The following is a 25,137-nucleotide window of genomic DNA, read 5'->3' as shown; positions in this document are numbered from 1 at the left end:
TGTGCAACTGAGCTATTCGCCTACAGGAACGCAACCACCATTCCAATTAACCAAAACTACTACGTGAGCCACTATGCTATAATGAGTCGTGATTTGTTGGCTGCAATTACGCAAACATATGATGCATTGATTTCAATAGAGCATGAACACTCACATTTGATTGGTCAAGGTATTAGAATACAGTATGGAGCGATGAAATTGACTGAAACAACATCCCTACCCATTGTTCAAATCATTCCCGAATTACAGCATACGCTGGAGCAGCAATGCTCGGTTGTGCTTGTTGCAGAGCCTGGTGCGGGAAAAACGACAGTAGTACCTCTGGCCCTTATGGACGCAGACTGGCTGGCTGAACGAAAAATCATTATGCTAGAGCCCCGGCGTCTCGCAGCTCGCTCTGCGGCAGCACGTCTAGCAGCTTCTCTAGGGGAGCAGACAGGGGAGCGGGTCGGCTACAGAGTTCGTATGGATACAAAGGTCGGCTCCCGTACCCGCATTGAGGTGGTCACGGAAGGGGTCCTGACACGTATGCTGCAGCAGGACCCAGCCTTGGAGGAGGTGGGACTGCTCATCTTCGACGAGTTCCATGAGCGCAATATTCATGGGGATCTGGGACTGGCACTGGCCTTGCAGGCAAGAGAATTGTTCAGACCAGATCTGAGAGTGATTGTGATGTCAGCCACCCTGGATACGTCCAGTGTAAGTGAATTGTTGCAGCAAGCGCCTGTACTGCATTGTCCCGGGCGAACCTTTCCGGTCGAGACGATCTATAGTCCCAGACCCGCAATGGCTGCGCTTGAAGGATTCGTAGCAGGGAAGATAGAACAGGCACTTCGCATGCATGACGGGGATATGCTGGTCTTCCTTCCTGGAGCCCGAGAAATTCACCGGACAGCTCAGGAACTGACACAGCAGTCGCTGCCAGTGGGGACGCAGGTGCACAAGCTGTATGGCTCCCTGTCTTTACAGGAGCAGGATATCGCCGTGCGCCCTGCACCTGTCGGGCAACGAAAGGTCGTCCTTGCGACCTCAATCGCTGAGTCCAGTCTTACCATTGCAGGCATAACAATCGTGATGGACGCCGGTCTAAGTCGCGAGTCTCTCTACTCACATCATACAGGCATGAGCCGTCTCGTAACTGTCCGTGTATCCAAAGCCTCTGCGGATCAGCGACGTGGTCGGGCAGGACGATTAGGGCCAGGGGTATGCTACAGACTGTGGAGTGAGGAAGAGCATCGAGCTCTGGCGGAGGAGCGTAAGCCGGAGATCCTGGCTGCGGATCTGACCTCCATGGCACTGGAGCTGGCGGTATGGGGTGTGGAGAGCCCTGCGGAGCTGCAGTGGCTGGATGCTCCGCCACCTGCTGTGTTCCAGCAGTCACAGGAGTTGCTGGAGCAGCTCGGCTGTCTGAAGGAGGGAGCTATAACTGCACATGGACAGACCATTGCGAAGATGGGCGTACATCCTCGTCTGGGACATATGCTGATCAGGTCAGCCAGCTACGGACTAACAGAAGAAGCCGCACTCCTTGCAGCTCTACTCCAGGAGCGTGACCCGTTAACACGGGGAGGGGTAGATCTTCGTGATCGACTGCAAAAGCTGCAGCTACATAAGCGTGCCGCTGCGGGCCAATCCGGTGTGGGAGGCTACAGGGAGGTGAACAGTGAGCTTGTAGAGCGGATATGGATGAGCAGTAGACAAATACTGTCTATTCTCGCTACTGTGACCGTTCCTGCAGTAACTGAGCCTGAATTAATGGAGAATCTCTCCAAAGCTCAGCATCTCTCCAAAGTGGATAGTCTCTTCACTTACAAGAGCCTCTCCAATTACTGCGGTCTTCTGTTATCCTATGCGTATCCGGATCGAATCGGACAAGCACGCGGTAATGGACGCTTCCTGCTGAGTAACGGACGCGGTGTCAGCATTGTCAAAGAGGAGCTGCTGTCAAGGGCATCCTACATCGTAGTAGCTGCTGCCGATGATCAGGGTGCAGATGGAACCATACAATGGGCGGCTCCGGTGGAGGAACAAGAGCTCACAGGTCTGCGGAACGAGCTCGTGACCATACAGGCCAATGTCTATTGGGATGCAGACAGGAAGCAGGTCCGTGCCCGTCAGCAGACCCGACTTGGGGCTATTGTGCTTCAGGATCAGCCGCTGACTAACCCGTCACAAGAAGAAGTAGCAGCTGCCCTCATGGATGGCATCCGCCAACAAGGATTAAGCGTATTGAACTGGTCCAAGGCAGCGCGACAGCTGCAGCTTCGACTCCAGTTACTACATGAGCAGGATGCAAGCTGGCCTGATGTACGCGAGGAGTCACTCCTACAGCAGTTGGAGGGCTGGCTGCTTCCGTATGCAGCCCAAGCCTCACGTCTAGATGATCTGAAGCGTCTGAATCCAGCCGAGCTACTAACAGGAATGCTCAGCTGGGAGCAGCAGAGGCTACTGGACCAAGAGGCTCCTACGCATGTGCGAGTGCCTAGCGGCTCGCGTATTCCTCTGGATTACTCGAATCCATCTGCCCCGGCCCTCCATGTTCGGCTGCAGGAGGTGTTCGGGCTAGTGGATACGCCTAGACTCGCTTTTGGTCGGGTGCCTGTCGTGCTGCATTTATTATCACCAGCGCAGCGGCCCGTCCAAGTTACGACAGACCTAGCGAGCTTTTGGCGTCATGCGTATTTTGAGGTCAAGAAGGACCTGAAGGGCCGTTACCCCAAGCACTACTGGCCGGATAATCCGCTGGAGGCTGAACCAACGAGCCGGGCGAAGCCGCGGCAGACGCCCAAAGCGTGAGATGAAGGCTGCTACAGTTGAGAGCTACCAGATCGTTTAGCCCGCGCTGGATGCTACCTACTGAGCCTTAGTAAGGAGGCTGTGAAATACATGCATAAAATACAGGAGCAGTGGCTGCAACATAAGCTGCTGGGCCTTGACACGCTCATCTATGAATCAGGTAAGGTCATCAATGTAGAGATCGACTGCATTCCGAATGATCAATTCATATACAGCTTTAGGAGGGAATACCGTCTTAACTATGGAGAAGAGACCACACTAGCAGCCATTTCTAATAGCTATGACGAGGACGACATTTGGTCAGCGATTCAAGTTAACGATACATTATGAGTAAATGAAGAGACGGTAGTCCTGTGTGGCGAAGGCGAGATGGGCAATGAAGGGTTTATTGTGAAGACCGATTCAAGTAACAGAGTGAAATGGGCGATCTTCTCCACAACCTCCAATCCCTTCGTGAACATGATCAGAAAAGATGATCTGCTGTACATTCAATCTACGGCTAATTTTTATGTGGTGCTAAATATAGGTAACGACGAGCTGCTTCTAAGTTGTCTTCCATTGCAGGTAGATTAGGTTGAACCGCTGAAGCTGCTATATGCTGGTCCTTTTTCCTAAGTTTCATAGTGATATTATGCTGGTCTATTTATTACAATAGATTCAAAGTTAAGCTAGCAAATCTCCTTACAATCGTTTGAATCTATGAATATAGGGTAATTACATGACATGCTACTCAAAACTTCGAGGAGGTATCTGTCATGAGCAGGAAAATCGTAGGAGTATTTGATACAGAGCGAGAGGCTTCGGAAGCAATTGACCAATTGAAGCGCCAAGGTATCCATCAGGATGAGATCTCAGTGCTTACCAAGGATCGGGACGATCTGCGGGCGATTGAGGAAGACACTGGAACGCGGGCACCCGAAGGGGTAGCCGCAGGAGCTGCAACTGGAGGTGTTCTGGGTGGAGTGGCCGGCCTATTGGCTGGAATTGGTGCATTGGCGATTCCGGGCGTCGGTCCAATCCTAGCGGCTGGCCCAATTGCAGCAACCTTGACTGGAGCAGCTGTAGGTGCGGGAGCCGGTGGTCTGGTAGGTGGACTTGTTGGACTTGGCATTCCGGAGGATGAGGCCGCTGAGTACGAGAAATTTGTGGATCAGGGGAAAATTCTGGTGCTCGTCGATGAGAATGGTCGGGCTGAGGACATCTATAATACATTTCGTGACAACCGTTCTCTGAACACAGATCGTTATGCGTGGGGGGATGAGCTCCCAGTGAATCAACGAGCAGATGTGGTCCCCGGCGAGGGAAAGCCAAGGTTGCGTGATGAGGATCGCGATCGGCGGGTAGAGGCTGCTCGCAATGCGTACCCTGATTCCCATCGAATCCTTTAATTCATCCAGCTGTTGACCTATGCTGCACACTAAATATTCGTATCAAGCGGCTCTACACCCGCATTTGATTTAGTAAGGAGTTATAATCGGATATTAGCTGACAAGATCAGACCAAGGTGAGTCTGTGCAGAGCAAGGGTATCTTCGGAAGAGCAATGAAGCCTCCGACAGATGCCCTTGCTCTCTTGTGTGTTCCGTTCCAGCATGTCCATAGAAATTCAGGGGGTCAACGTGAGCCAACATTCAAGAGAGAAAATAAATGAAATAGCCGTCCTTCGGGGAATGGCCTTCAGTGCCGTCGTATTGCAGCACGCAATAGCCCATTTCTCCATCGTACAGGAGGTAAGACTGGAGGACGGAGTCCTCATGTCGATCCTGCTGCTGCTGTCCAAATTTGCAGTGCCAGTCTTCGCCTTCATTACGGGGATGCTTCTTCTCTATAACGATCGGGGGCCCGGTGCGGATGTGGGCTACGGCGTCTTTTTACGAAAACGATTGTCAGGCGTCATCATTCCATATCTCTTATGGTCCGTCATTTATCAGATAGCTAATGGTGGGATTCCACTTACCGACTGGAATCTCGCTGCCCTGACAGACAGCGTAGTGAAGCTTTTCACGGGGAAGAGTAGTTACCATCTGTGGTATATCATCATGATCATTCAATTTTATCTGGTGTATCCGCTGTTCCTTAAGGGGTATCGTGCAATTACAGCAGCTATATCCGAGCGATGGAGGCTGAGTGTACTTGCTGGTGCAGGACTGCTATATATCGCGCTGATGTACGCAGTAGGGCCTATGCAGCAGCTGTTGTCTGGAACGAATATACCTCTCGTTACGGCTATGTTCACGACACTTGCTGACCGTAATATACTTTATTTTATCTTCTATTTCGTGTTGGGAGCAGCAGCTGGAAGCCAGATGCACCAATGGACCGAATGGTCCCGAAGGCTGCAATGGGTATACTGGCCAGCTATTGCCGTGATTACAGGATATTTGCTATATACACTAACAGGTAGCTTTCAGCAGGGACAGGAGCTGGTGATTCGTTTTCATAGCGTATCCTTACTGCGGCCTTTGATGGCATTATATTGTATCTTACTCGTGCTGGCTGCTTACAGGATCGCTTTAATGATTGTAAATTATAGTGAACGTATGACTCGCTGGTGGAGTGTGCTGGGCGATTTGTCCTACGGGAGTTATTTGATCCATGCTCTGATGCTGAGGGTAACCTACGTACCTGATGAGTCTCTGCTGACCTCCTTACCAGTCGTTGTTAGAATGCTTGTCTCCTTCGTGCTGGCATTGGCGTTGTCGACTGCAGCAACATGGCTGCTTGCCCGCCTGCCAGGGGGACGATGGCTCACGGGGATGAAGCTGAGAAGAAGGAGCGATCATCGCTACAAGGGCACTGGAGTCCCGCCGCGAGCTCCTGATCGAAGCCTGGTACCGTAAGGTGCGAAAAGTAGCAGTCCAATCATCGGAAAAGTATGAGTCCGCAAGGTACGATAAACAGTAGTCTAAGTATCCGCCCAAAAACCGTTCGCCAGAACGATTGACACCCTTGTTATATCTTTGTCAAAATATCATTATATGAAAAATTCATAATAGAAAATCATACTCCGCACCCGTGCTACTGCCCACTTGAGCATCCAGATCATTCGCACCTGCTTCGTTGCAAGCGGGAATTGCGAATAGAGCATCCAGAAGGATTGGTTTATAATGGAAGGATGAGGTAGCATTTTGACTACGAAAAGGGGGATGCAGATGGCATTCATGATATCCCAGCGGGCATTCATCAAGCTTTATTTGATTACCATGGTGGAGAGGCATCAGGGCTACGGGTATCAAATGCTGGAGGCGATGAAAAGCGAGTTTGGCAGCTTTGGGTATATCCCGCCGCAGAGTGAGGTATACAGAGCTCTTCATGAGCTTGTGCAGGAGGGGATATTTTACAGGACCAAGCGTCTGAAAGGCTCCGATCCACGCGTCGATTTCCAGGAAATAGTATTGTATCATTTTACCGATGAGGGTGCCGAGAAAGCCAAGCTTTACAGGAAGCAGGTGAAGGCCGATCTGGACAGATGTCTGGGTCTGCTGCATAAAGCCGAACAGGACAACTACTAATCACATACGGGAAGGATGATCGTCATGACCCGCAAGTTGAAATGGGGAGTTCTTAGTACAGCAGAAATTGCGAGAACCGCTGTCATTCCGGCCATACAGCAATCCGAGCGCGGTGAGGTCATCGCCATTGCCAGCCGTGATGCTGAATTGGCGGTGGAGGTGTCCAAGCAGTGTAATATTCAGACTGCCTATGGCAGCTATGAAGAACTGCTGCTGGACCCCGAGGTAGAAGCGGTGTATATACCGCTACCGAATCACCTACACAAGGAATGGACCATACGGGCGGCGGAAGCGGGCAAGCATGTGCTCTGTGAGAAGCCCTCTTCTCTATGTGCCAGTGATACCAAGGAGATGGTGGAGGCATGTAAGCGACATGGTGTGCTGTTCGCAGAGGCTTTCATGTATCGCTATCATCCGAAGCATCAGCGGATTAAGGAAATCATTGACAGTGGTGAGATTGGCGAGATTCGAGGCATTCATTGCACATTTACGTATAATGATGCCAATGGAAGTGATAACGTGCGTTTTCACAAGGAGATGGGTGGCGGCTCATTGTACGATGTGGGGGTGTACCCGATCTCCGCAGCGCGAATGTATCTGAAGAGTGAACCGGAAGCGGTTACGGTGCATGCACTGTTCTCGGAGGAGCACGATAATGTGGATATGATGGCGTCTGGATTACTGGAATTCCCTCATGGCGTTACGCTTACCTTTGATTGTGGAATGTGGGCGGCTCATCGTTCGAATATGGAGATTCTGGGGACTAACGGCACGATCGCCATGCCAAAAATGTTCGGGTGGGAGAAAACAGCAGTTGTTCCCCAGATCTTCGTCCATAGAGGCACTGTTACTCGTGAAGAGCGGCTGAAGGGCCATAATTCCTTCGAAATACAGGCTGATGTGTTCGCAAGTGCCGTACTGGATGGAACACCGCTACCCTACTCACCGGAGGATTCTGTGCTGAATATGAAGGTGATTGATGCCTGCCTGCAATCGGCTCAGACCCGGCAGCGGGTCGTGGTGGGCTGAGACTATTTTATTCAATTACCTGTGACCAACGTGTTTTCATCTCAAGCCTGAATATGATATAAATTGTAGAGGAAGTGGAAGGGGGATTTGCATGGATGAGCATATGAAACGTCGGCTGGATAAACAGAAGAAGCTATTCAATCAGCTTGGGATTCAGCTCGATGCTTTAGCCATACATGAGAAGCAGTTCAAGACCAAGATGCGCGGCTACGACCCAGAGGAAGTGGATGCTTATCTAGACGAGATTATTAAGGATTATGAGCGCTTTTACGCCCATATTTCCGATTTGATGGATAAATGGCAGGAACAGCAGATTGCACTCCGTGACCTGCAAAATGCTCCAAAGCCCGTACCCGATTATCAGAGCATTGATCGCCGTCAGCTAGAGGATGTAGTTAAGCAACTGGAGAACAGTGTACGGATGCTAAAGGTTCGACTAAGACCCGAGCATGATTATTTTCCAGAGTAACCCTTAGATTAATAAAGGATGATGAAGCATGAGCACCCATTTTTCGGTGAGCATTCACTGCTTGCTGTTGTTAAGCCAGAGTGCACCGGATCGCATTACGTCCTCCGTGATCGCTTCGAGCATTAACACCAATCCTGTCGTAGTTCGAAGAATTATGGGCAGTCTTAAGAAAGCCGGCCTTGTGGAGTCTTCCCCGGGTACAAGAGGCTTCTGTCTGGTGCGCAGCGACGCGAAAATCCATTTAAGGGATATTTACGAAGCGACGAAGGAAGACAGGCCGTTATTCACGGTCCATCAGGATACCAATCCCGATTGTGATGTGGGAAGAAATATAGATGCGCTACTGCAGTCCATCAATATCCTGGCTGAGCAGAAGGTACTCGAATTTTTCGAGACCATTACACTAAATGACCTGAAGCAGTCGATTGCCCAATTGGATAAAGACACCATATGCTAGTCCGTCCGTAAATGACAATTTGCTATCTACACCGTTCTCGGTGTGAGACTGTGAGTCAGGCCAGCGGCAGGCTACTGCAAGGAGGAGAAGTCTTGAAAATCATCGTCGTATCTGATACCCATATGACTCAGAGGTCCAAAGGCTTACCAGCAAGGTTATTGGAGGAGCTTCCCGGAGCAGATCTGATTCTGCATGCAGGGGACTGGACGGATTGGTCCGTCTATGAAGCATTGGCAGCCTATGCTCCGGTAGAGGGGATAGCAGGCAATAATGATGGGGAGGATATCGTATCCCGTCTGGGCTATGAGAAGCTTATTGAAGTAGAGGGCAAACGTATCGGAATGATTCACGGGGATGGCTTCCGGGGAACGACGGAACAGCGGGCGTTGAAGGCTTTTGCCGACCAGCAGGTGGATTGCATTGTGTTTGGCCATTCTCATGTGCCACTGCTTGATGAAGTTAACGGAATTATGCTGCTCAATCCTGGATCTGCGACGGATAAGCGGATGCAACAGCAATATTCGTTTGCCATTCTGACAGTGCATGCGGACAAGCTGCATGCGGAGCATATTTTTTACTCAGCGCGATGAATATCCAGATTGCAGGCATGAACAATATCAATTTCTATATTCCATGTACATCCGATATAAGGTCAAGACAACGGGCAGCATTGTCCAGTCTTGGCCTTTTTCAGGATCGTAGAGTTTTATAAATTTTACCGGAGCCGAGCCATTCGATTATCGCCAGAAATACTTCTACTACACGCGGCCTGTCTCCCGTGAAAGTACGACAACAGATGTTTTCCTATATCTCAGGAATTTCACGAATGGTGTTTAGTCCTTTACAGGAACAGGTAAGAAATAGTAGACACGCAGTATGGAAGGAGGAGCACGCCATGAGACGTAGTGATCAGCGTGAGGACGAAGAGAAGCAACCATTCAACCGGGATCACCCTGAGCAATATCCTACTGAGCGTAAGAGTATCTTGGATATCCATGAGGCCGAGCAGAGTGTAGATGCCATTCCCATGGAAGATCTGAGGCTGGAGAAGCAAGAGGAGCAGGAGAAGGACAAGACCAAAAGCAGCTCATCCAGCGAACGAAAATACAAGCCTGAGTCATAATTCCGTCGATATTGAATGTACAAATAGGTAGCAGGGTAAAATAAATATGATCAGTCTGGTATATTTTACTTGACTTCTTGATTCTATGTAATGTATATTAAGTTACGAAAAGTAATGAAATATAAAAACAACGGAGGTTTTTTACGTGGCTAAATCGTTCTTTGAAGCACTTAAAGCAAGACGCTCCTATTATGGAATCAGCAAATCTGTGTCAGTATCCGACGAGAAGATTACAGAAATCGTTCAAGAAGCAGTAAAATACACTCCATCTTCCTTTAACTCTCAAACGGCTCGTGCTGTAGTTCTGTTCGGCGGTGAGCATGATAAGCTGTGGAACATTACAGAAAATATTTTGCTTGAGGTTGTGGGTAACGAAGAGCAATTCAAGTCCACAGCTGAGAAAATGGCTGGCTTCCGCAGTGGCTATGGTACCGTGCTGTTCTTCGAGGATAATGATGTGATTGCAGGATTACAGCAGAACTTCAAGGCATATGCGGACAACTTCCCAATCTGGGCTAATCAATCCAACGGCATGCTTCAGCTGGTCGTGTGGACAGCTCTGGAAGAGGAAGGTCTGGGAGCTTCCCTTCAGCACTACAATCCATTGATCGATGAGCATGTGAAAAATGAATGGAAGCTGCCTGAGAATTGGAAGCTGATAGCTCAAATGCCATTTGGTGCACCTACGTTCGAGCCAGGCGACAAAGAGTTCCAGCCAATCGAGGAACGTGTAAAGAGCTTCAAATAAATACTTTCAATAACAGTCTGAGCTTCATATGAGTGGAAGATCTGCTCTAGAGAGCATTAGGACTCCAATAAACAGGGGCTGCATTACATCGCTATAGTAGCGTGAATGCAGCCCCTGTTGTCATGCTACTCGTTATATAAGTGTGACTGATCAAGCTTTGTAGGCCGGAAGTAAGCGAAAGCGGCGGAGATGGTCCTCCAGCCCATGGCTGAACAATATCTCAATCTGACGTGGCCCGATCAGATCAAAATGTGGATACTCATCCCGGCGATGAATGTACCTCGGATTCAGATCATTCGCCCTGCACCAGTCCTCCAACCGGGCCAAGTCCGAGCAGCCAACCTTGGTGACCGTTGTAGCATGTGGGAAGCGTTCATCGGTCCAATAGTGTGTGAGAAAGGCAATCTCACCGCTGCTTACTCGCCTTTTCCACTCAATCAGCTCCTGTCTAGTAATACCGAATGCCAACTGGTCATCCCGTCCTTCCTGTTAGACGATGTTCCTGACTAACATAATAGCATAGCATAGGCCCGTAATGAAATCCGTGAGATAGCTTACAAATCATATCGACTAAATTGACTAAAAAGGACCAAAAGGTGTATTATAGGTTACATTAATTTAACGAGTAACTTTTAATAAGCTAGGCATTAGGCGTGAGTCATGAACACTTAGGATATGACATCTTCATATATAGAGGATAAGCGAAATCCAGAGGTGCCAACGGCTGACCTGTATTACGATGGGGAAGAGGGATTGAATCATGGAAGCAACTACATTTGTCTTGTTCGGGGCAACAGGGGACCTGGCAAAGCGCAAAATATATCCTGCATTATATCAACTATTCATCGAGGGCAAAATTCCTGCTTCATTCTCTGTAATAGGCCTAGGACGACGTGAGGTAACAGATGTTGATTTCCGCCAGCGGGTCGAACACTCCATTACTGAATTTGCAAGACAGAAGGATGGGGATCCCGCCCGAATGGGTCAATTCTTATCCGCCTTTCAATATTGCTCGCTGAACGTACATCATACCGAAGACTACAAGAAGCTTCTGCACATGGCGGAACAGCGTGAAGAAGAGCTGGGCATCCCAGGTAATCGTTTGTTTTATCTATCGGTTGCCCCGGAGTTTTTTGAGGTCATTGCCGGTCAGATCAGAGACAGCGGACTCGCAGGTACCAAAGGCTGGAAGCGACTCATTATCGAGAAGCCGTTCGGTCATGATCTGGAATCTGCACGCAAGCTGAACGAGCATCTGAGTCAGGCATTTGCGGAAGAGGAAATTTACCGTATTGACCATTATCTTGGCAAACCGATGATTCAGAATCTGGAGACGCTGAAGTTCGCGAATCCGTTGCTGCAAGGCATCTGGAATCGCGAGCACATCGCGAATATTCAGATTACTGCCTCCGAGACTGTGGGGGTGGAGGAGCGAGCTGCCTATTATGATCATTCGGGCGCGCTACGTGATATGATTCAAAATCATTTGCTACAAATGCTCATGATGACGGCCATGCCGGAACCTGAGCATTTCACCCCGGAAGGGATCCGTACGGCCAAGCGCAAGGTGATGGAGGCCATTCGTCCTTTACAGACGGCTGATGTATCGAATGACATTGTCCGTGGGCAATACACAGCAGCTGAGCATCAGGGCACCGCTTATGCCGGTTATCTGGAGGAGCCTGGTATTGAGGCTGGCTCCAGCAATGACACCTTTATTGCAGCGCGAGCGTGGATTGATAATGAGCAATGGCGTGGCGTTCCGTTTTATTTGCGTTCAGGTAAACGGATGAAGGAGAAATCGACGCGCATTGTTGTGGAATTCAAGTCGAAGGCATCTGTACCCCACGCAGGCGTTCACGAGGCTGCAGCTCCGAATCTGCTGGTGATCTCCGTCAATCCGCAGGAGGGAGCCAGTCTACAGCTCAACAGCACCAATCCGCTGAACGGACAGCTTGAGAAGATTACGATGGATTTCCATGCACCAGCAGGTAATGTCCCTGAAGCTTACGAGCGTTTGATCCTGGATGCTTGGCAGGGAGATTCCACCTTCTTTGCGCATTGGGCAGAGGTAGAGCTATCCTGGGCATGGGTACAGCCCATTCTGGATGCCTTCCAGGTAGCTTCCTTCCCGCTGCATCCATATCCTGCAGGAAGCTGTGGCCCACAGGCATCGGATGATCTGCTGGCGAGCGATGGCTTCCGTTGGCATCTGGATGCGTACGAGCCTCAGACCAAGGCGATTCCTGTATAATTTTCCATAAATTCTGCACACTGTAATCATAGCAACCAGAAAGGATTGTGATGATGACATGTGCAGAAGATTTTCGTTATCTGCGGAGCTAGATGAGGTGCGGGAGCATTTCGGGGTGCAGCGGGTCATGTATTATTATAAGACAAGGTACAACATGAGTCCGACCCAACAAGTTCCTATCGTGCTGGAGCAAGATGGCGAGCGTGTCCTTGATGAATTTCGCTGGGGCATCATTCCTTATTGGGGCAAAGATTGCGTGAATGCCGAGCTAAGCACGGTGCGGGTAAATCCCACTTATCGCAAAATGATTGAGACCCGGCGCTGTATCATTCCTTGCAATGGCTTCTATTATTGGAGGAATGAAGGAAAGCGGAGCTGTGCAGTAAGAGTTGTGCTCCCGGGGCAGGCCATGTTCGGAGTGGCCGGATTATACGAGGTATGGAAGGATACGCGCAAGGAGCCGCTTCGGACCTGCACGATGCTCACGACCGTGGCCAATACGGCCATTCGTGAATTCGATTCTCGTATGCCAGCCATCCTGACCGCTGACCAAGCCAATCGCTGGCTTGATCCGGATATTCAGGAGATGGATCGGCTGATGCCGCTGCTACAGACCTATGAGGAAACAGATATGCAGATCTATCCAGTAACTCCCCTCGTCGGAAACGATCAGCATGACACTAGACAGTGCATTCAGGAAATGGATCTGAAGCTGGCCTGGTTCAAGCCATGACCTCATAGAAGCACCAGCCTCCGTTATACATAATCCCGTCACATCCCTCATAGGTATGTTAGTGGGAAACTGCGCAAGGTTCCGGGGAGAGGGGAATCGGCCGAAGGAGCATTCCATGAGGGATGGAGGCGATTGGATATGAGTATCGAGACACTCATCCAACTGCTGGTGCTCATCGTCATGATCATCGGTCTGAGTTCTGGTGCCGGTAGGTCGTAGGTTTCCAGAAGACGGGAGCTGGCCGTGAGGCTGGGCTTCCGTCTTTTTTTGAGATACTGTGTGGGGCTGTGAGCTTGAAATACGGTGGATTCATCGCTTCGTTAATGCTGGATAAGCTTGGATTACAGGCTGTATGCTGTATCCAGCGTTCTTTGTTCATAGGCCTCAGGCTAGCCAGGAAATAAATAATGGCAACATAATGAACGATAACAACGTCGTCCACAAAATACAGCGAGAGACTAGCCTTGGTGAGGCGTCGAATTGCTCAGCGAGCAGGACCGCATTCACCGCCGTAGGCATTGAAGCCAAAATCAATAATACCCGGAACAGGGTGTCTTCGACATTCAGCAGCAGCAGGATGGCAAAAGCAGCAGCCGGACTAATCAACAAGCGAATGCCCATTCCGGCCCAAAGGGCCCGATCCATCTGCTCTGCGCGCGGAGCCCTGTAGACATGAAGCATTTGCGCACCAAGGATGACCAGTACTACCGGAGAATAGGCAGCGGCAATCAGTGAGATTCCTTCCTGTAGTGCCGAAGGAAGCGGCCAGTCTGCGCCACGGACAAGCATGGCGGCTATTGCTGCATAAATACTGGGCAGTCGCAATACGGACAAGCCAGCCTGCTTCCAGTTGAAGTGCGAACGTGCCGCGAATAAAATACCGATGGTATTGACGATAATCATCTGGGTAACGACATATACCGAGGCCTTGTCCAGACCGAGCTGACCGAAGGCCAGCAAGACAAGCGGAAGCCCATAATTAACACTATTCGTAAAGGCAACTACCAATGTAAGACCAGCCTGCTCCGACCGATCCAGCCGGAGTAATCGGGAGGCGCTGATTGCAAGCAACCATAGCACGAGCAGATTGCTCAGTGAGAATAGAACGCTATCGCGCACATCAGCATAGGAAATGGCAGCATTCGCTAACGTATGATAGATGATGGCCGGACTAAGTACATATAGAGCGAGCGTGGTCAACGGTCGTGTCTCCATAGAGCGGAACCGGGCAAGTGCTGCTCCGGCGACGAGCGGTAGGGCAATAGGGACAAATACTTCGTAGAGCGTAATCAGGAACGTATGCAGCAACGATGACTCCTACTTTCTGAAAGGTTTTCAATCAAATAACTGAATTAAGCCTATTGCATCATTCACCCAAATCGAACACTCAACAAGAAGCACATTCAGCTGCATGTTCCTGATGGAAAATCTCAGTAGGTTCCATTCGAAATGCACGAGTGTTCGATGGCTTGATTGAAAAGTCGCTTGTTTGTTTTATGCAAATGATGAATTTGGATGTATAATCATTACTGTATACCTCCTGAGGGGAGAGGGTCAATATGCGGATGCATTGCTGTCTGCCAATCCGACCCACAGTTATGCAATACATAACATTGTACATGGATAAGGGGCGAGAATATGAATGATACTCCTGCTTTGAGCCCTGCCAAGAAGAAAAAGCTGCTGTTCAGTGCAGGACTCAGCTGGCTGTTCGATGCCATGGATATCGGACTGCTGTCTTTTGTGGTAGCTGCATTGGCTGCTGATTGGCAGCTTGGGAAGGAGCAAGTTGGGCTGCTGACAGCCATGAATTCTATCGGGATGGTCTTTGGAGCCGCCTTTGCTGGAATTCTGGCGGACAAGTATGGACGTAAAGCGATTCTAATGTGGACATTGCTCGTCTTTTCAATCGCGACAGGCTTATCTGCCTTTGCTGTGGGCTTTGGTATGCTACTGATTCTACGCTTTGTAGCAGGGGTAGGCCTTGGGGGAGAGCTACCGGTTGCCTCTACCTTGGTCTCCGAATCTGTTCCGGCGAATGAGCGCGGCCGAATGGTCGTGCTGCTGGAGAGCTTCTGGGCGGGTGGCTGGATTGTGGCAGCACTCGTAGGCTACTTCGTTATTCCACGCTTTGGCTGGGAGGCCGCCTTCTTGATTGGAGCCATACCAGCCCTGTATGCCCTGTATCTACGCAAAGCCATAGAGGACCCGCCTCGCTATCTTCAGCAAAAGGCGAACCGTCTGCCGTTAGGGGATAGATTGCGCTCGATCTGGTCAGTGCCTCATCGTAGATCCACGATCATGCTCTGGGTGCTGTGGTTCACCGTAGTATTCTCCTACTATGGCATGTTCCTATGGCTGCCAAGTGTCATGGTACTAAAGGGCTTCACGCTGGTGAAGAGCTTCGAATATGTACTGATTATGACATTGGCACAGCTCCCGGGTTATTTTACGGCGGCTTATTTGATTGAGAAGCTGGGACGCAAATTCGTGCTGGTGGTCTACCTGCTACTTACGGCAGGAGCTGCGATCTGGTTCGGTACAGCGGAGAGCGCAGGCTCCTTGCTGGCAGCAGGCATCTGTCTGTCATTCTTCAATTTGGGGGCCTGGGGTGGCATGTATGCCTACACACCAGAGCTGTATCCAACATCGGTACGTTCGACTGGTGTCGGTATGTCAGCTTCCTTTGGCCGAATCGGTGGGGTTATTGGCCCTTATCTGGTCGGGATTCTGCTTGCCAGCGGTGTCGGTCTTGTCACGGTATTCAGCATCTTCTTTATCGCTATTCTGATTGGAGCTTTCGCTGTGCTGTTTCTTGGTACGGAGACGAAGGGCAAGGAGCTCACGTAGACAGGGCTTGCCAATGTCGCTTAGTTAGTGCTGATGAGTTAATGCTGCCCGAGTCTGTGTCAATGAATCAGCGCCATGAAATAAAGAATGAAATGTCTGGGCTGACAGAGATTATGGTGAGAGTCCATGGGAAAGGAGCTGCTGGTTGTAGAGCATGTATTTCATTTGGAGGCTACCTGGAAGGGTGGGCGTAACAGTGAAGGGGAGATTGATGCAGGCGGTCTGCGTTCAGTGATCTCCATACCTGCAGAGATGGGTGGACCCGGGACGGGGACCAACCCGGATGAAATGCTGCTGGGCGCCGCGTCCACCTGTTATATCATTACATTAGCTGCTATGATGGAGAGAGCAGGACTGCTGGTTCAATCGCTAGCTTTGTCCTCTGAGGGCATTGTGGATGTGACGAATAACATATTTACTTACCGACGTATTACTCACCGCCCACGAATTGTGCTTGCTGCTGGATCAAGCCATGAGCATCTGGTGCAGGCGGAGCGTCTGGCTGACAAGGCAGAGCAATCGTGTATGATCTCTCGCGCCTTAGCAGGCAATGTAGAGCTGTCTACTCAGGCAGTCGTGGTGCTGGATGATGCCGGATAGCCGCTTCTAATGAAGAAAGGCGATCCATAGTGGTCCATAATGAACCACATGTAGTCATTCATTTTGTACACATTCTATACTATTCTTAACACACCAAGGAGGATATTCACATGTCTAATGCACAAAAATTATTGGTATTTGCAGGTTCCTATGCTGAAAGTCAAGGGAGCGGCGTATACGTATACGCATTTGATGAAAAAACAGGTGCCCTGGAGCTCTTGGACGAGCAGTCCGGTCTGAGCAACCCTACGTTCGTGCATGTGGATGCAGACCAGCGTAAGCTCTATTCCATCAGTGACAGAGTGACGGAAGAAGGCGGCAAAGCCGGAGAAGCAGTATCCTTCGACATTGACCCATCTACTGGCAAGCTGACTCTGCTGAATCGCGTAAACACCGTTGCTGGAACGACTTGCCATATTCAGCAGCATGACACGCTGCCTTACCTTACCGTAACCAGCTATCATGGTGGTATGATTGGACTCCTGGCGATCCGCGAGAATGGCGAGATCGGCGAGCTGCTGGATGTTGCGCAGCATGAAGGTCATGGACACCATCCAGAGCGTCAGGATCGCCCACATCCACACTCCTCCTTCTACAGCCCGGATGGACGTTTCCTGTTCGTACAGGACCTCGGTCTCGACGTGATCCGCTCTTACAAGGTTGAAGGGGACAAGCTGGTGCTGCATGGGGAGACTAAGACGCATCCAGGTGCAGGCCCACGCCACTTGGCATTCCATCCTAATGGCAAATATGCTTTTGTAATCAACGAGGTGGATTCTTCTGTGACGACATTTGCATATGATGCTGAGAAGGGACAGCTTACAGAGGTAGGCAACATTTCCACGCTTCCTGCCGGCTTCGAGGGCGAGAATACGACGGCTGAGATCGTAGTGTCTGAGGACGGAAAGTATGTATACGGCTCTAACCGTGGACATGACAGCATTGTGGTCTATGCTTTTGATAGCGAGTCCGGCAAGCTGGAAGTGGTTGAATATGTATCTGTAGAAGGCGGTCACCCACGTCACTTTGCTATCGTACCAGGTGGGGAATTCCTGCTCGCTGCGAACCGTGACACCAACAACATTGTGACCTTCAAGGTAGATCGCACAACAGGTCGCTTGCAATACACCGGACTCAGCGTTGAAGTATCGAAGCCGGTATGCGTGAAGCCAGTATACTTCTCCATCTAATGCATTCCATACTAGTTGATGGGAGCAGTGAACATAGAGAATACAGATAGGAAATGAAGTGAAGAGTCATGGGCCTCACCTTTTGGGTGAATCCTGTGGCTCTTTATTTATTTGCAAAGAAATTAGGCATTACAGTATACATTTAAGTATGCATACCTGGACAAACCTGTGTATATAGTAAATAAGACAAGTATATTGTGGATCAATCGTAGCCAAATCAGTTCAATTAGCATACATAGCATTAAGCAATGATCTGGGCGGTGCTGAGATTAGGCGCTAGGCAATGGGTATGAGACGTAACAAACAGCCTGTAGAATAAAAGGAGTGTTAATGTATGAAGGTCATCATCACGCAGCAGGAAGCGCTGGAGAAGGGCATCTGGCCTGAGATCATGACGATGTTTGGCTTGGATGAGGATGATACTGTATGGGAGAGTGAGGAGTTTATTCTCTCAGAGGAACGAGCTAGAAAGCTTGGGCTACTGCGATAACAGGCAATTGCAAGAAGCAACCCACTGCAAGAGGCAACCCACTGCAAGAAGCAGACCACTGTAGCATTAGGTTCATCCAGACGCTTGCCCACCAAGCGATTCTGAAGAAATTGTAACTACTTTCAGTGATTTCTGAAACTTTTTTGCAGGCAGGATCGTTTATGATTTGAAGAGAAGGGTAATGAACTTGTAAGACACAGATGGCGGTGTCCATTCCCGTACCGTGAGGAGGAAGCAACATGATAAAAGCTACTGCAAAGCTGATGATGTTCACATTAGTCCTAATATTCGTTACAGCAGGTGGAACTGCAGCCACAGGCTATGAACCAGTGCAGGCAGCAGATCAACAGGAGACAGTCTTCTTTAACGGATTACAGCGGAATGAGGATGGCGCAGTCTATGTGCAAGCTGATCGGATTGAATGGTATGAGGGCGAGGCAGCACACGAAATCTTCCGGGAACGTGAAGGAGATTCGGAGATGACGGAGGCCCCTGACAATTATTATATCGTGAATGAACAGATTGAGAACGAGGAGCTGCCCATTGCAGCTGATGCCAAGGTTATCATGCAGATCTATGATCGCACAGGTCAATTGGAGGATGTCCAGGTGAACTGGAATGAGGAAGTATCGCTGCAGACCTTCGTGGATGGCTTTGAGAATAAGGAGCGTCTGGATTTGGGAGACTTCCCGTATCATATCACGGTGGAGAACGGACAAATTGTGAAGATCGTACAGCAGTTCATTCCATAAACAGTATAGGATTATATTCAACATGGGGCTCAGGTGTACATGTACAAATCAAAGCAATAAGAAAAGGATGCTCTCAGGTCGATGGACTCTGGAAGCATCCTTTTTGATGCTGTCAGCACAAATCGTGTGACTGCGGGTGTATTGTTCATGTTGTATCATCCTGCCAGCGGATGCAGTCAGATACATGGGCGAGAGCCGTTAAGACTCCCTAGCTCAATTAGAATTGAGCAGCAGCTTCACTAGCACGCTTCAATGCATCAGCAACGATATCTTGAGCTTTGTCAGGTGTTGCGTTGTGACCTTCCAGAACAATCTTCGTAATGTCACGAACACCGAAGAAAGTAAGGATGTTGCTAACGAAGTTAAGGGACATTTCCCAGCTTGCCATAGGACCTTCGGAATAGAAGCCGCCTCTTGCATTCAGCAGAGCAACTTTAGTGTCTGTTACCAGACCTACAGGACCCTCAGCAGTGTATTTGAACGTTTTGCCTGCTTGGTTCAGGTAGTCGATGTAAGTATGCAGGACAGCTGGAATTGTCAGGTTCCACAGTGGGAATGCGAATACGACTTTGTCAGCAGCTAGGAATTGGTCCAGGTAGCCGTTAGCGATACCAGCCAGACGTGCTTCTTCAGCAGTCGCTTCGAATCCGTTAGCAGTCTTGTACAGACCACGGATCATGTTAGCATTCAGGTAAGGCAGCTCTACGCTGTGCAGGTCCAGTTCAGTTACTTCATCAGCTGGGTGGGAAGCCTTGTAGCTTTCCAGAAATGCGTTATACAATTTAACTGTTGCTGCTTCTTCAGCAGTACGGTCATTAGCTTTTACAAATAGAACTTTAGCCATGGATTTAATTCCTCCCAAGAGTTATTCTCAAGTGGAATATTACAGCATTAAGACAATTCAGTCAACATATTTTCACATAATATTTTTTATGGAGTTACTTTCTTTTTTATGGTGACTCATCATTGCTTGGAAGTAAATACACATGCCTGAGGGCCAGCATACAATTATGTAGTAATCATGTTAGAATGATACAGGACCTAGATGAGCATGTTGACATCAATTTTAAACAAATCAGGTGAATGATATGAGAGTAGCGCTGTTTGACTCAGGTATTGGCGGCTTGACCGTCCTGGATGAGGCTTTGTCTGTCCTGCCTGGAGAGAATTACTTATTTTATGCAGATACCCTGCATGTCCCTTATGGCAGTAAGCCAAAAGAGGAAGTTCGCAGGTATATTATGGAGTGTGCAGACCGAATTATGCAGGAGAATGTCAAGGCGCTTGTGGTGGCATGCAACACAGCTACCAGCATTGCGATCTCAGAGCTTCGCGCCCGATATCGGATTCCTGTCATCGGAATGGAGCCAGCTGTGAAACCAGCAGTCGCATTGAGCCGTCCTCACGGCAAGCGAGTGCTCGTCATGGCTACCCCTTTGACACTAAGCCAGTCCAAATACACAGAATTGGTAGCAAGAGTTGACGACCAGGGCAGTGTGGATTCACTTCCCTTGCCTGAGCTGGTGCAATATTGTGAGCAGCTGATATGGGACCGCGAGGTGATCGTGGATTATTTCACAACGAAGCTAGCATCCTTTGATCTGGATCAGTATGGTACGGTGGTGCTCGGCTGTACGCATTATCCCTACTATAGAAAGCTATTAGAAGAAATTTTACCACGACATATACACATCATTGATGGGAGTGAAGGGACTGTTAAGCGTCTGCAGAGCGTCCTTCAAGAGAACCATTTGCTGGGAGCATCCACACACTCTGAAATTCGATATATGTGCTCAAGCGGGGATGAGCAGTATGTAGAGAAGATGCAGCATGCCCTTTCCTTTCTACGAAGCCGCAGAGGAATTCCGGCAGGGAATTAAGCAGGCAACAGGGATTTAAGTAATCAAATGAGGTGATGGCGTGACGACCACGGTGCTATTCGATCTAGATAATACGCTCGCTAATCGCAGGCAGGCATTTGATAGCTTTACACGTCAATTCATTGTAAATTTCCTGGCTACCTCTGACATTGGCACTTCCAGTATGGACAACGAGGCTGCACTAATGGAGACTATACGGATCGCTGACCGGAATGGATACAGAAGCAAGCGGGAGCTGTTTCAGGAGCTGCTTCATACTTTGCCCTTCAAGGATGAACGGGTGACTGTACGACACTTACTGGAATATTGGTATTCTGAATTTGTCGGTCATACGACCATGATGCAGGGAGCAGAAGAGCTGCTGCATGACCTTCGCGCCCAAGGCTTCCGGTTAGGATTGATTACGAATGGCTCGGTCGCTGTGCAGAATCGCAAGCTGGATCAGCTGCAGCTTCGAGCATATTTCGAGACGGTTATCGTGTCACAGGCGGTTCGGCTGGAAAAGCCGGATCGTCGCATTTTTGAGCTAGCTTTACAGCGCATGAAGGTCTCTCCCCATGAAACCTGGTATGTCGGAGATCATCCCGTCAACGATGTGCAGGGGGCAAGTCGGGCAGGCCTTCGGACAGTTTGGCTGGAGGGCTTTGAGGAGTGGCCCGATGAGGTCATGGAGCGTCCACAGCACACGATTCGCCAGTTGTCGGAGCTACATGCTTGGAACCAATGGTAAAGAGGTGGAGGGTCAGGTGCGAATACCTGCTATGCAGCAACTGCGTGAGGCTGTAGACGATTGAGAATGTATATAGATAATACATTAAATTGTAAGGGGATTAATTACAGATGAAGAAGGCAGGAGAATCAGGGGTGTGGCGGAAGAGGTTCATTTATGCAGCAGGTGTCGCTGTGACGATCGGGCTGGGACTTGCTTCCCGCTATGATGGGCTGCACCTGCCTGCTGTGATCACGGCTCATGCAGGAGATGCGCTATGGGCTGTCATGATTTATTTTGGTGTAAGAACATTGTGGCCACAAGGAAGCAGACGTCTCGCAGCCCTCATAGGGTTACTGTTCTGCTATGCGATTGAGGCTTCGCAGCTGCTTCAGCTGGATTGGCTTAATGCGATTCGCAGCACGACGCTTGGTGCATTGGTGCTGGGGAGAGGCTTTCTCGTAGTGGACCTGTTCCGTTATACGGCTGGAATCGGCCTAGCATATCTTCTCGATTGGCGACTGGGCCGATCTCATAATTGATTACAAAGGGCATTGCATAAAAATCACCCCCTAAATGAAGTTGAAATACATAACTGTGAAAAGGGTTGTAAAGCAAGAAAGCAAGCTCAATAGTAAGTTTAATAGTAAGTTCAATAGCGAGCCCGAAAACAAGGTCATAAACAAGACGATAAAGCATGATTTAAAACGAGATGATGTACAATGACCACAAAATGTTCACGTATTCGCCTCATGCAGCATGATAAAAGTCACTTTCCTGAAGAATAGAAAGCGCTATTATAAGTCCATAAATGTTAACGTTAACATTTTAACAAAATCAAAATCTCAGGAAAGGATTGATAAGCAATGTCCGTCTCCTTCTTACGTGACAACTTCCTGCTGAACAGCGAGACTGCCGTCCAGCTGTACCACCAGTTTGCCAAGCATATGCCGATCATGGACTATCATTGTCACTTGAATCCGCAGGAAATCTATGAGAACAAGAGCTTTAAGAATATTACAGAGGCATGGTTATATGGCGATCACTATAAATGGCGGGTAATGCGTGCCAACGGGGTCGAGGAGAAATACATCACGGGGGATGCGGAGGATTTTGACAAATTTATGGCGTGGGCCAAAACCGTTCCTACCCTGATCGGCAATCCGCTGTATCACTGGACACATTTGGAGCTTCAGCGCTTTTTCGATGTACATGAACTGCTTAATGAGCAGACAGCTCCTGCAATCTGGGAAAAGGTGAATGCCCAGCTGCAGGGCCCGGGCTTCGGTGCACGCGATCTCATCACCAAATCGGGCGTGACTGTAGTCTGCACAACGGATGACCCGACGGATCTTCTGGAGGAGCATAAGCAGATCGCCAAGCTGAAGGATTTTGACACAGCTGTCCTGCCAAGCTTCCGTCCGGATAAAGGGCTGGAGCTTAACCGTTCTACCTTCCGTCCATGGATCGATAAGCTAGGCGAGGTATCTGGTATTGATGTGACGGAATATAGCGGCTTGCTGCGTGCTCTTGAGAGCAGAGTAGAGTATTTCCACAGCGTCGGCTGTCGCGTATCGGATCATGCTTTGGACGTCTTGCTGTATGCCCCTGCTACACTGGAGGAAGTATCGGCTATCTATGCCAAGGCACTCCAAGAAGGCCAGGTTACATTGGAGGAAGAGGCCAAGTATAAAAGCTTTACGTTAATTCATCTTGGACAATTGTACGCTCAGCGTGGCTGGGCAATGCAATACCACATTCATGCCTTGCGGAATAACAACACGGCGATGTTCCGCAGATTGGGCCCTGACACCGGTTATGATTCTATTAATGATGGAAGTATCGCTTCGGCGCTCGCGGCTTTGTTGGACGGAATGGACGCAACAGGCAATCTTCCGAAAACCATTCTTTATTCCTTGAACCCGGTAGATTACCCAGTGCTTGCAAGTGTGGCAGGAAGCTTCCAGGCTGGTGGGACCGCAGGAAAAATCCAATTCGGCACCGCTTGGTGGTTCAATGACCACAAAGAAGGCATGCTGGAGCAGATGAAGCTCCTGGCAAGCATGGGTGTGCTCTCTCGCTTCATTGGCATGCTGACAGATTCCCGCAGCTTCCTGTCGTATACGCGACATGAGTATTTCCGACGTCTGCTGTGCGATCTGATCGGAGAATGGGCTGAGCATGGCGAGGCACCGAATGATCTGGAGCTACTGGGTGGCATTGTCCAGGATATTTGCTATCACAATGCAGAGAAATATTTTGCTTTTCCAGCAGTCGTAACGGTGAAATAGATCGCAAAGGCTTCAATTAGAGCGTAGACGATCTAAAGCGCGCCACTGGATTTTATAAGTGAGTTAGTGAATATCATAAACAAGTTAGTAGATGAGCTAGGCAAGTTAGGTGAGAGTCGTAACAAATTGTGAGTCTGTCAGATATGACGCTGGGTGCAGCAGAAAGGATAGAGTAATGGCGGCGACAATCAAGGATATTGCCAAATTGGCTAATGTGTCACATACGACGGTGTCCCGAGCACTTAATGGCAGTCCGCTTATCAAAGAGGAGACCCGCCGCCGTATTCTCGACCTGGCCAGCCAGTTGAACTACATTCCGGACTATAACGCTCGTAGCCTCGTGCTGCGCAGGTCCTATAGCATTGGACTGTTTTTCACGAGTATTTCCAAGGGGACCTCGTCAAGCTTCTTCGCAGATACGATTCGGGGTGTGAACAGTGTGATCGGTGTTGATTACAATCTGCTTGTCCGAGGTATTGACGAATATGATGATTATTCTTCCATTCATCGCAAGCGATTTGACGGTATGATACTGATGAGTCAGAGCGAGACGGACAATCCCTTCGTGTATCATGTTATCCGGGAGGGCATTCCATTAATCATCCTGAACCGTCAGATGAGCGGTCATGGGATTGTGAATGTACTGTCCAATGACAAAGAAGGGGCATATACGGCAACACTGGAGTTGATTCGCATGGGGCATTCGCGTATCGCACTCATCGAGGGAGTGGAGGGATTCAAGTCGACTCAAGAGCGGAGGGATGGATTCCTGAACGCCTTGATGGATCATGATCTACCAGTTCGTGGCGATTATATTGTCAGGGGGGACTACACGATGACAGGCGGAAGCTATGCCATGGAGCAGCTATTAGCACTCAGAGAGCCCCCGTCCGCCGTATTCTGCTCCAATGATGATATGGCGATCGGTGCAATGAATGCCATTTTCCAGCAGGGGTTGCAGGTTCCTGGAGATGTGTCTGTGGTCGGCTTCGATGACATTGGCTTTTCACGCTATACTACACCTGCGTTAACAACAGTCAAGCGCCCGATTGAGCAGATCAGCGCCAGAGGAGCCGAGTATATCCTGAGTCTGATGGATGCTACCTCCTGCAAGGAGGAGCAGGTCCTGCTGAGCACCCAACTCGTTACGCGTGGCTCTGTCTCAGCGCCCCATACATGATAGAGAGAATAGTATGCTGGACCCTGACTGCATATAGAGGATGGAGCAATTAATATGGGGATGAGAATACAGAGC

General features: G+C 49.4%; 27 protein-coding genes. 24 read left to right on the top strand and 3 right to left on the bottom strand.

The window, feature by feature from the left end; translation table 11 throughout:
* The first annotated feature begins 192 nt into the window (after positions 1-192).
* From hrpB to K331_RS0103955, 12 genes are all read left to right on the top strand, one after another.
* Positions 193-2,796: an ATP-dependent helicase HrpB gene (hrpB, locus tag K331_RS0104005; RefSeq protein WP_036634151.1), complete on the top strand. Its 2,604-nt coding sequence runs from the start codon at positions 193-195 to the stop codon at positions 2,794-2,796.
* A gap of 90 nt (positions 2,797-2,886) precedes the next feature.
* Positions 2,887-3,126 carry a hypothetical protein gene (locus K331_RS32425; protein ID WP_211237322.1) on the top strand — a complete coding sequence of 80 codons (240 nt, stop codon included), beginning with the start codon at positions 2,887-2,889 and terminating at the stop codon, positions 3,124-3,126.
* A gap of 60 nt (positions 3,127-3,186) precedes the next feature.
* Positions 3,187-3,369 carry a hypothetical protein gene (locus tag K331_RS32420; RefSeq protein WP_211237321.1) on the top strand — a complete coding sequence of 61 codons (183 nt, stop codon included), beginning with the start codon at positions 3,187-3,189 and terminating at the stop codon, positions 3,367-3,369.
* 182 nt (positions 3,370-3,551) lie between these two features.
* Positions 3,552-4,184 (top strand): general stress protein, encoded by a 633-nt coding sequence (locus K331_RS0103995; protein ID WP_028589287.1) that lies wholly within the window; start codon positions 3,552-3,554, stop codon positions 4,182-4,184.
* Positions 4,185-4,414: 230 nt separating this feature from the next.
* The gene (locus tag K331_RS0103990; protein WP_226383528.1) at positions 4,415-5,635 is read left to right on the top strand and encodes an acyltransferase; all 1,221 of its coding nucleotides are present in this window, start codon (positions 4,415-4,417) and stop codon (positions 5,633-5,635) included.
* A 312-nt stretch (positions 5,636-5,947) separates the two neighbouring features.
* On the top strand, positions 5,948-6,307 hold the full coding sequence (locus tag K331_RS0103985; RefSeq protein WP_018883260.1) for a helix-turn-helix transcriptional regulator: 360 nt from the start codon (positions 5,948-5,950) through the stop codon (positions 6,305-6,307).
* A gap of 24 nt (positions 6,308-6,331) precedes the next feature.
* On the top strand, positions 6,332-7,336 hold the full coding sequence (locus K331_RS0103980) for a Gfo/Idh/MocA family protein (protein ID WP_028589285.1): 1,005 nt from the start codon (positions 6,332-6,334) through the stop codon (positions 7,334-7,336).
* A gap of 91 nt (positions 7,337-7,427) precedes the next feature.
* Complete coding sequence (locus K331_RS0103975; RefSeq protein WP_018883258.1) at positions 7,428-7,805, top strand: DivIVA domain-containing protein; 378 nt, start codon at positions 7,428-7,430, stop codon at positions 7,803-7,805.
* Between the two features lie 28 nt (positions 7,806-7,833).
* Positions 7,834-8,262 carry an Rrf2 family transcriptional regulator gene (locus K331_RS0103970; protein ID WP_028589284.1) on the top strand — a complete coding sequence of 143 codons (429 nt, stop codon included), beginning with the start codon at positions 7,834-7,836 and terminating at the stop codon, positions 8,260-8,262.
* Between the two features lie 92 nt (positions 8,263-8,354).
* Positions 8,355-8,852, top strand: a complete 498-nt coding sequence (locus K331_RS0103965) for a metallophosphoesterase family protein (RefSeq protein ID WP_028589283.1) — start codon at positions 8,355-8,357, stop codon at positions 8,850-8,852.
* A gap of 305 nt (positions 8,853-9,157) precedes the next feature.
* Entirely contained in the window at positions 9,158-9,385 is a 228-nt protein-coding gene (locus K331_RS0103960; protein ID WP_028589282.1) for a hypothetical protein, read from the top strand.
* A gap of 145 nt (positions 9,386-9,530) precedes the next feature.
* Positions 9,531-10,133: a nitroreductase family protein gene (locus tag K331_RS0103955; protein ID WP_028589281.1), complete on the top strand. Its 603-nt coding sequence runs from the start codon at positions 9,531-9,533 to the stop codon at positions 10,131-10,133.
* Between the two features lie 150 nt (positions 10,134-10,283).
* On the opposite strand, the gene K331_RS0103950 is transcribed toward K331_RS0103955, so the two are convergent.
* Entirely contained in the window at positions 10,284-10,601 is a 318-nt protein-coding gene (locus tag K331_RS0103950; RefSeq protein WP_028589280.1) for a hypothetical protein, read from the bottom strand.
* A 292-nt stretch (positions 10,602-10,893) separates the two neighbouring features.
* On the opposite strand from K331_RS0103950, the gene zwf reads away from it, so the two are divergent.
* Positions 10,894-12,387 carry a glucose-6-phosphate dehydrogenase gene (gene zwf, locus K331_RS0103945; protein ID WP_028589279.1) on the top strand — a complete coding sequence of 498 codons (1,494 nt, stop codon included), beginning with the start codon at positions 10,894-10,896 and terminating at the stop codon, positions 12,385-12,387.
* A 58-nt stretch (positions 12,388-12,445) separates the two neighbouring features.
* A complete protein-coding gene (locus K331_RS0103940) occupies positions 12,446-13,120 on the top strand; it encodes an SOS response-associated peptidase (RefSeq protein WP_028589278.1) in 675 nt (224 codons plus the stop codon).
* Between the two features lie 384 nt (positions 13,121-13,504).
* Here K331_RS0103940 and K331_RS0103930 read toward each other — a convergent pair whose 3' ends face one another.
* Positions 13,505-14,428, bottom strand: a complete 924-nt coding sequence (locus K331_RS0103930) for an AEC family transporter (protein ID WP_028589277.1) — start codon at positions 14,426-14,428, stop codon at positions 13,505-13,507.
* Between the two features lie 330 nt (positions 14,429-14,758).
* On the opposite strand from K331_RS0103930, the gene K331_RS0103925 reads away from it, so the two are divergent.
* From K331_RS0103925 to K331_RS0103905, 5 genes are all read left to right on the top strand, one after another.
* The gene (locus tag K331_RS0103925; protein ID WP_028589276.1) at positions 14,759-15,970 is read left to right on the top strand and encodes an MFS transporter; all 1,212 of its coding nucleotides are present in this window, start codon (positions 14,759-14,761) and stop codon (positions 15,968-15,970) included.
* A gap of 126 nt (positions 15,971-16,096) precedes the next feature.
* Positions 16,097-16,570, top strand: coding sequence for an OsmC family protein (locus K331_RS0103920; RefSeq protein WP_028589275.1), 474 nt, complete (start codon positions 16,097-16,099; stop codon positions 16,568-16,570).
* Positions 16,571-16,680: 110 nt separating this feature from the next.
* A complete protein-coding gene (locus tag K331_RS0103915) occupies positions 16,681-17,760 on the top strand; it encodes a lactonase family protein (RefSeq protein WP_028589274.1) in 1,080 nt (359 codons plus the stop codon).
* 334 nt (positions 17,761-18,094) lie between these two features.
* Positions 18,095-18,250, top strand: a complete 156-nt coding sequence (locus K331_RS32135) for a hypothetical protein (protein ID WP_018883246.1) — start codon at positions 18,095-18,097, stop codon at positions 18,248-18,250.
* A 239-nt stretch (positions 18,251-18,489) separates the two neighbouring features.
* Positions 18,490-19,002, top strand: a complete 513-nt coding sequence (locus tag K331_RS0103905) for a hypothetical protein (RefSeq protein ID WP_028589273.1) — start codon at positions 18,490-18,492, stop codon at positions 19,000-19,002.
* Positions 19,003-19,219: 217 nt separating this feature from the next.
* Here K331_RS0103905 and K331_RS0103900 read toward each other — a convergent pair whose 3' ends face one another.
* Positions 19,220-19,846, bottom strand: coding sequence for an FMN-dependent NADH-azoreductase (locus tag K331_RS0103900; protein ID WP_018883244.1), 627 nt, complete (start codon positions 19,844-19,846; stop codon positions 19,220-19,222).
* A gap of 244 nt (positions 19,847-20,090) precedes the next feature.
* Here K331_RS0103900 and murI point away from each other — a divergent pair, with 244 nt between their 5' ends.
* The 5 genes from murI (at position 20,091) to K331_RS0103875 (ending at position 25,062) form a co-directional block, all read left to right on the top strand.
* Positions 20,091-20,882, top strand: a complete 792-nt coding sequence (gene murI / locus K331_RS0103895; protein WP_028589272.1) for a glutamate racemase — start codon at positions 20,091-20,093, stop codon at positions 20,880-20,882.
* Positions 20,883-20,922: 40 nt separating this feature from the next.
* Positions 20,923-21,612: an HAD family hydrolase gene (locus K331_RS0103890; RefSeq protein ID WP_028589271.1), complete on the top strand. Its 690-nt coding sequence runs from the start codon at positions 20,923-20,925 to the stop codon at positions 21,610-21,612.
* A gap of 110 nt (positions 21,613-21,722) precedes the next feature.
* A complete protein-coding gene (locus K331_RS28875) occupies positions 21,723-22,133 on the top strand; it encodes a ribosomal maturation YjgA family protein (RefSeq protein ID WP_036634093.1) in 411 nt (136 codons plus the stop codon).
* Between the two features lie 324 nt (positions 22,134-22,457).
* Entirely contained in the window at positions 22,458-23,882 is a 1,425-nt protein-coding gene (gene uxaC, locus K331_RS0103880) for a glucuronate isomerase (protein ID WP_028589270.1), read from the top strand.
* 175 nt (positions 23,883-24,057) lie between these two features.
* Positions 24,058-25,062: a LacI family DNA-binding transcriptional regulator gene (locus K331_RS0103875; protein WP_028589269.1), complete on the top strand. Its 1,005-nt coding sequence runs from the start codon at positions 24,058-24,060 to the stop codon at positions 25,060-25,062.
* The last annotated feature ends 75 nt before the right edge of the window (positions 25,063-25,137 follow it).

This window comes from Paenibacillus massiliensis subsp. panacisoli DSM 21345, assembly GCF_000426545.1.
Classification (GTDB): Bacteria; Bacillota; Bacilli; order Paenibacillales; family Paenibacillaceae; genus Paenibacillus; species Paenibacillus panacisoli.
This window is presented reverse-complemented; position numbering and strand designations above follow the sequence as displayed.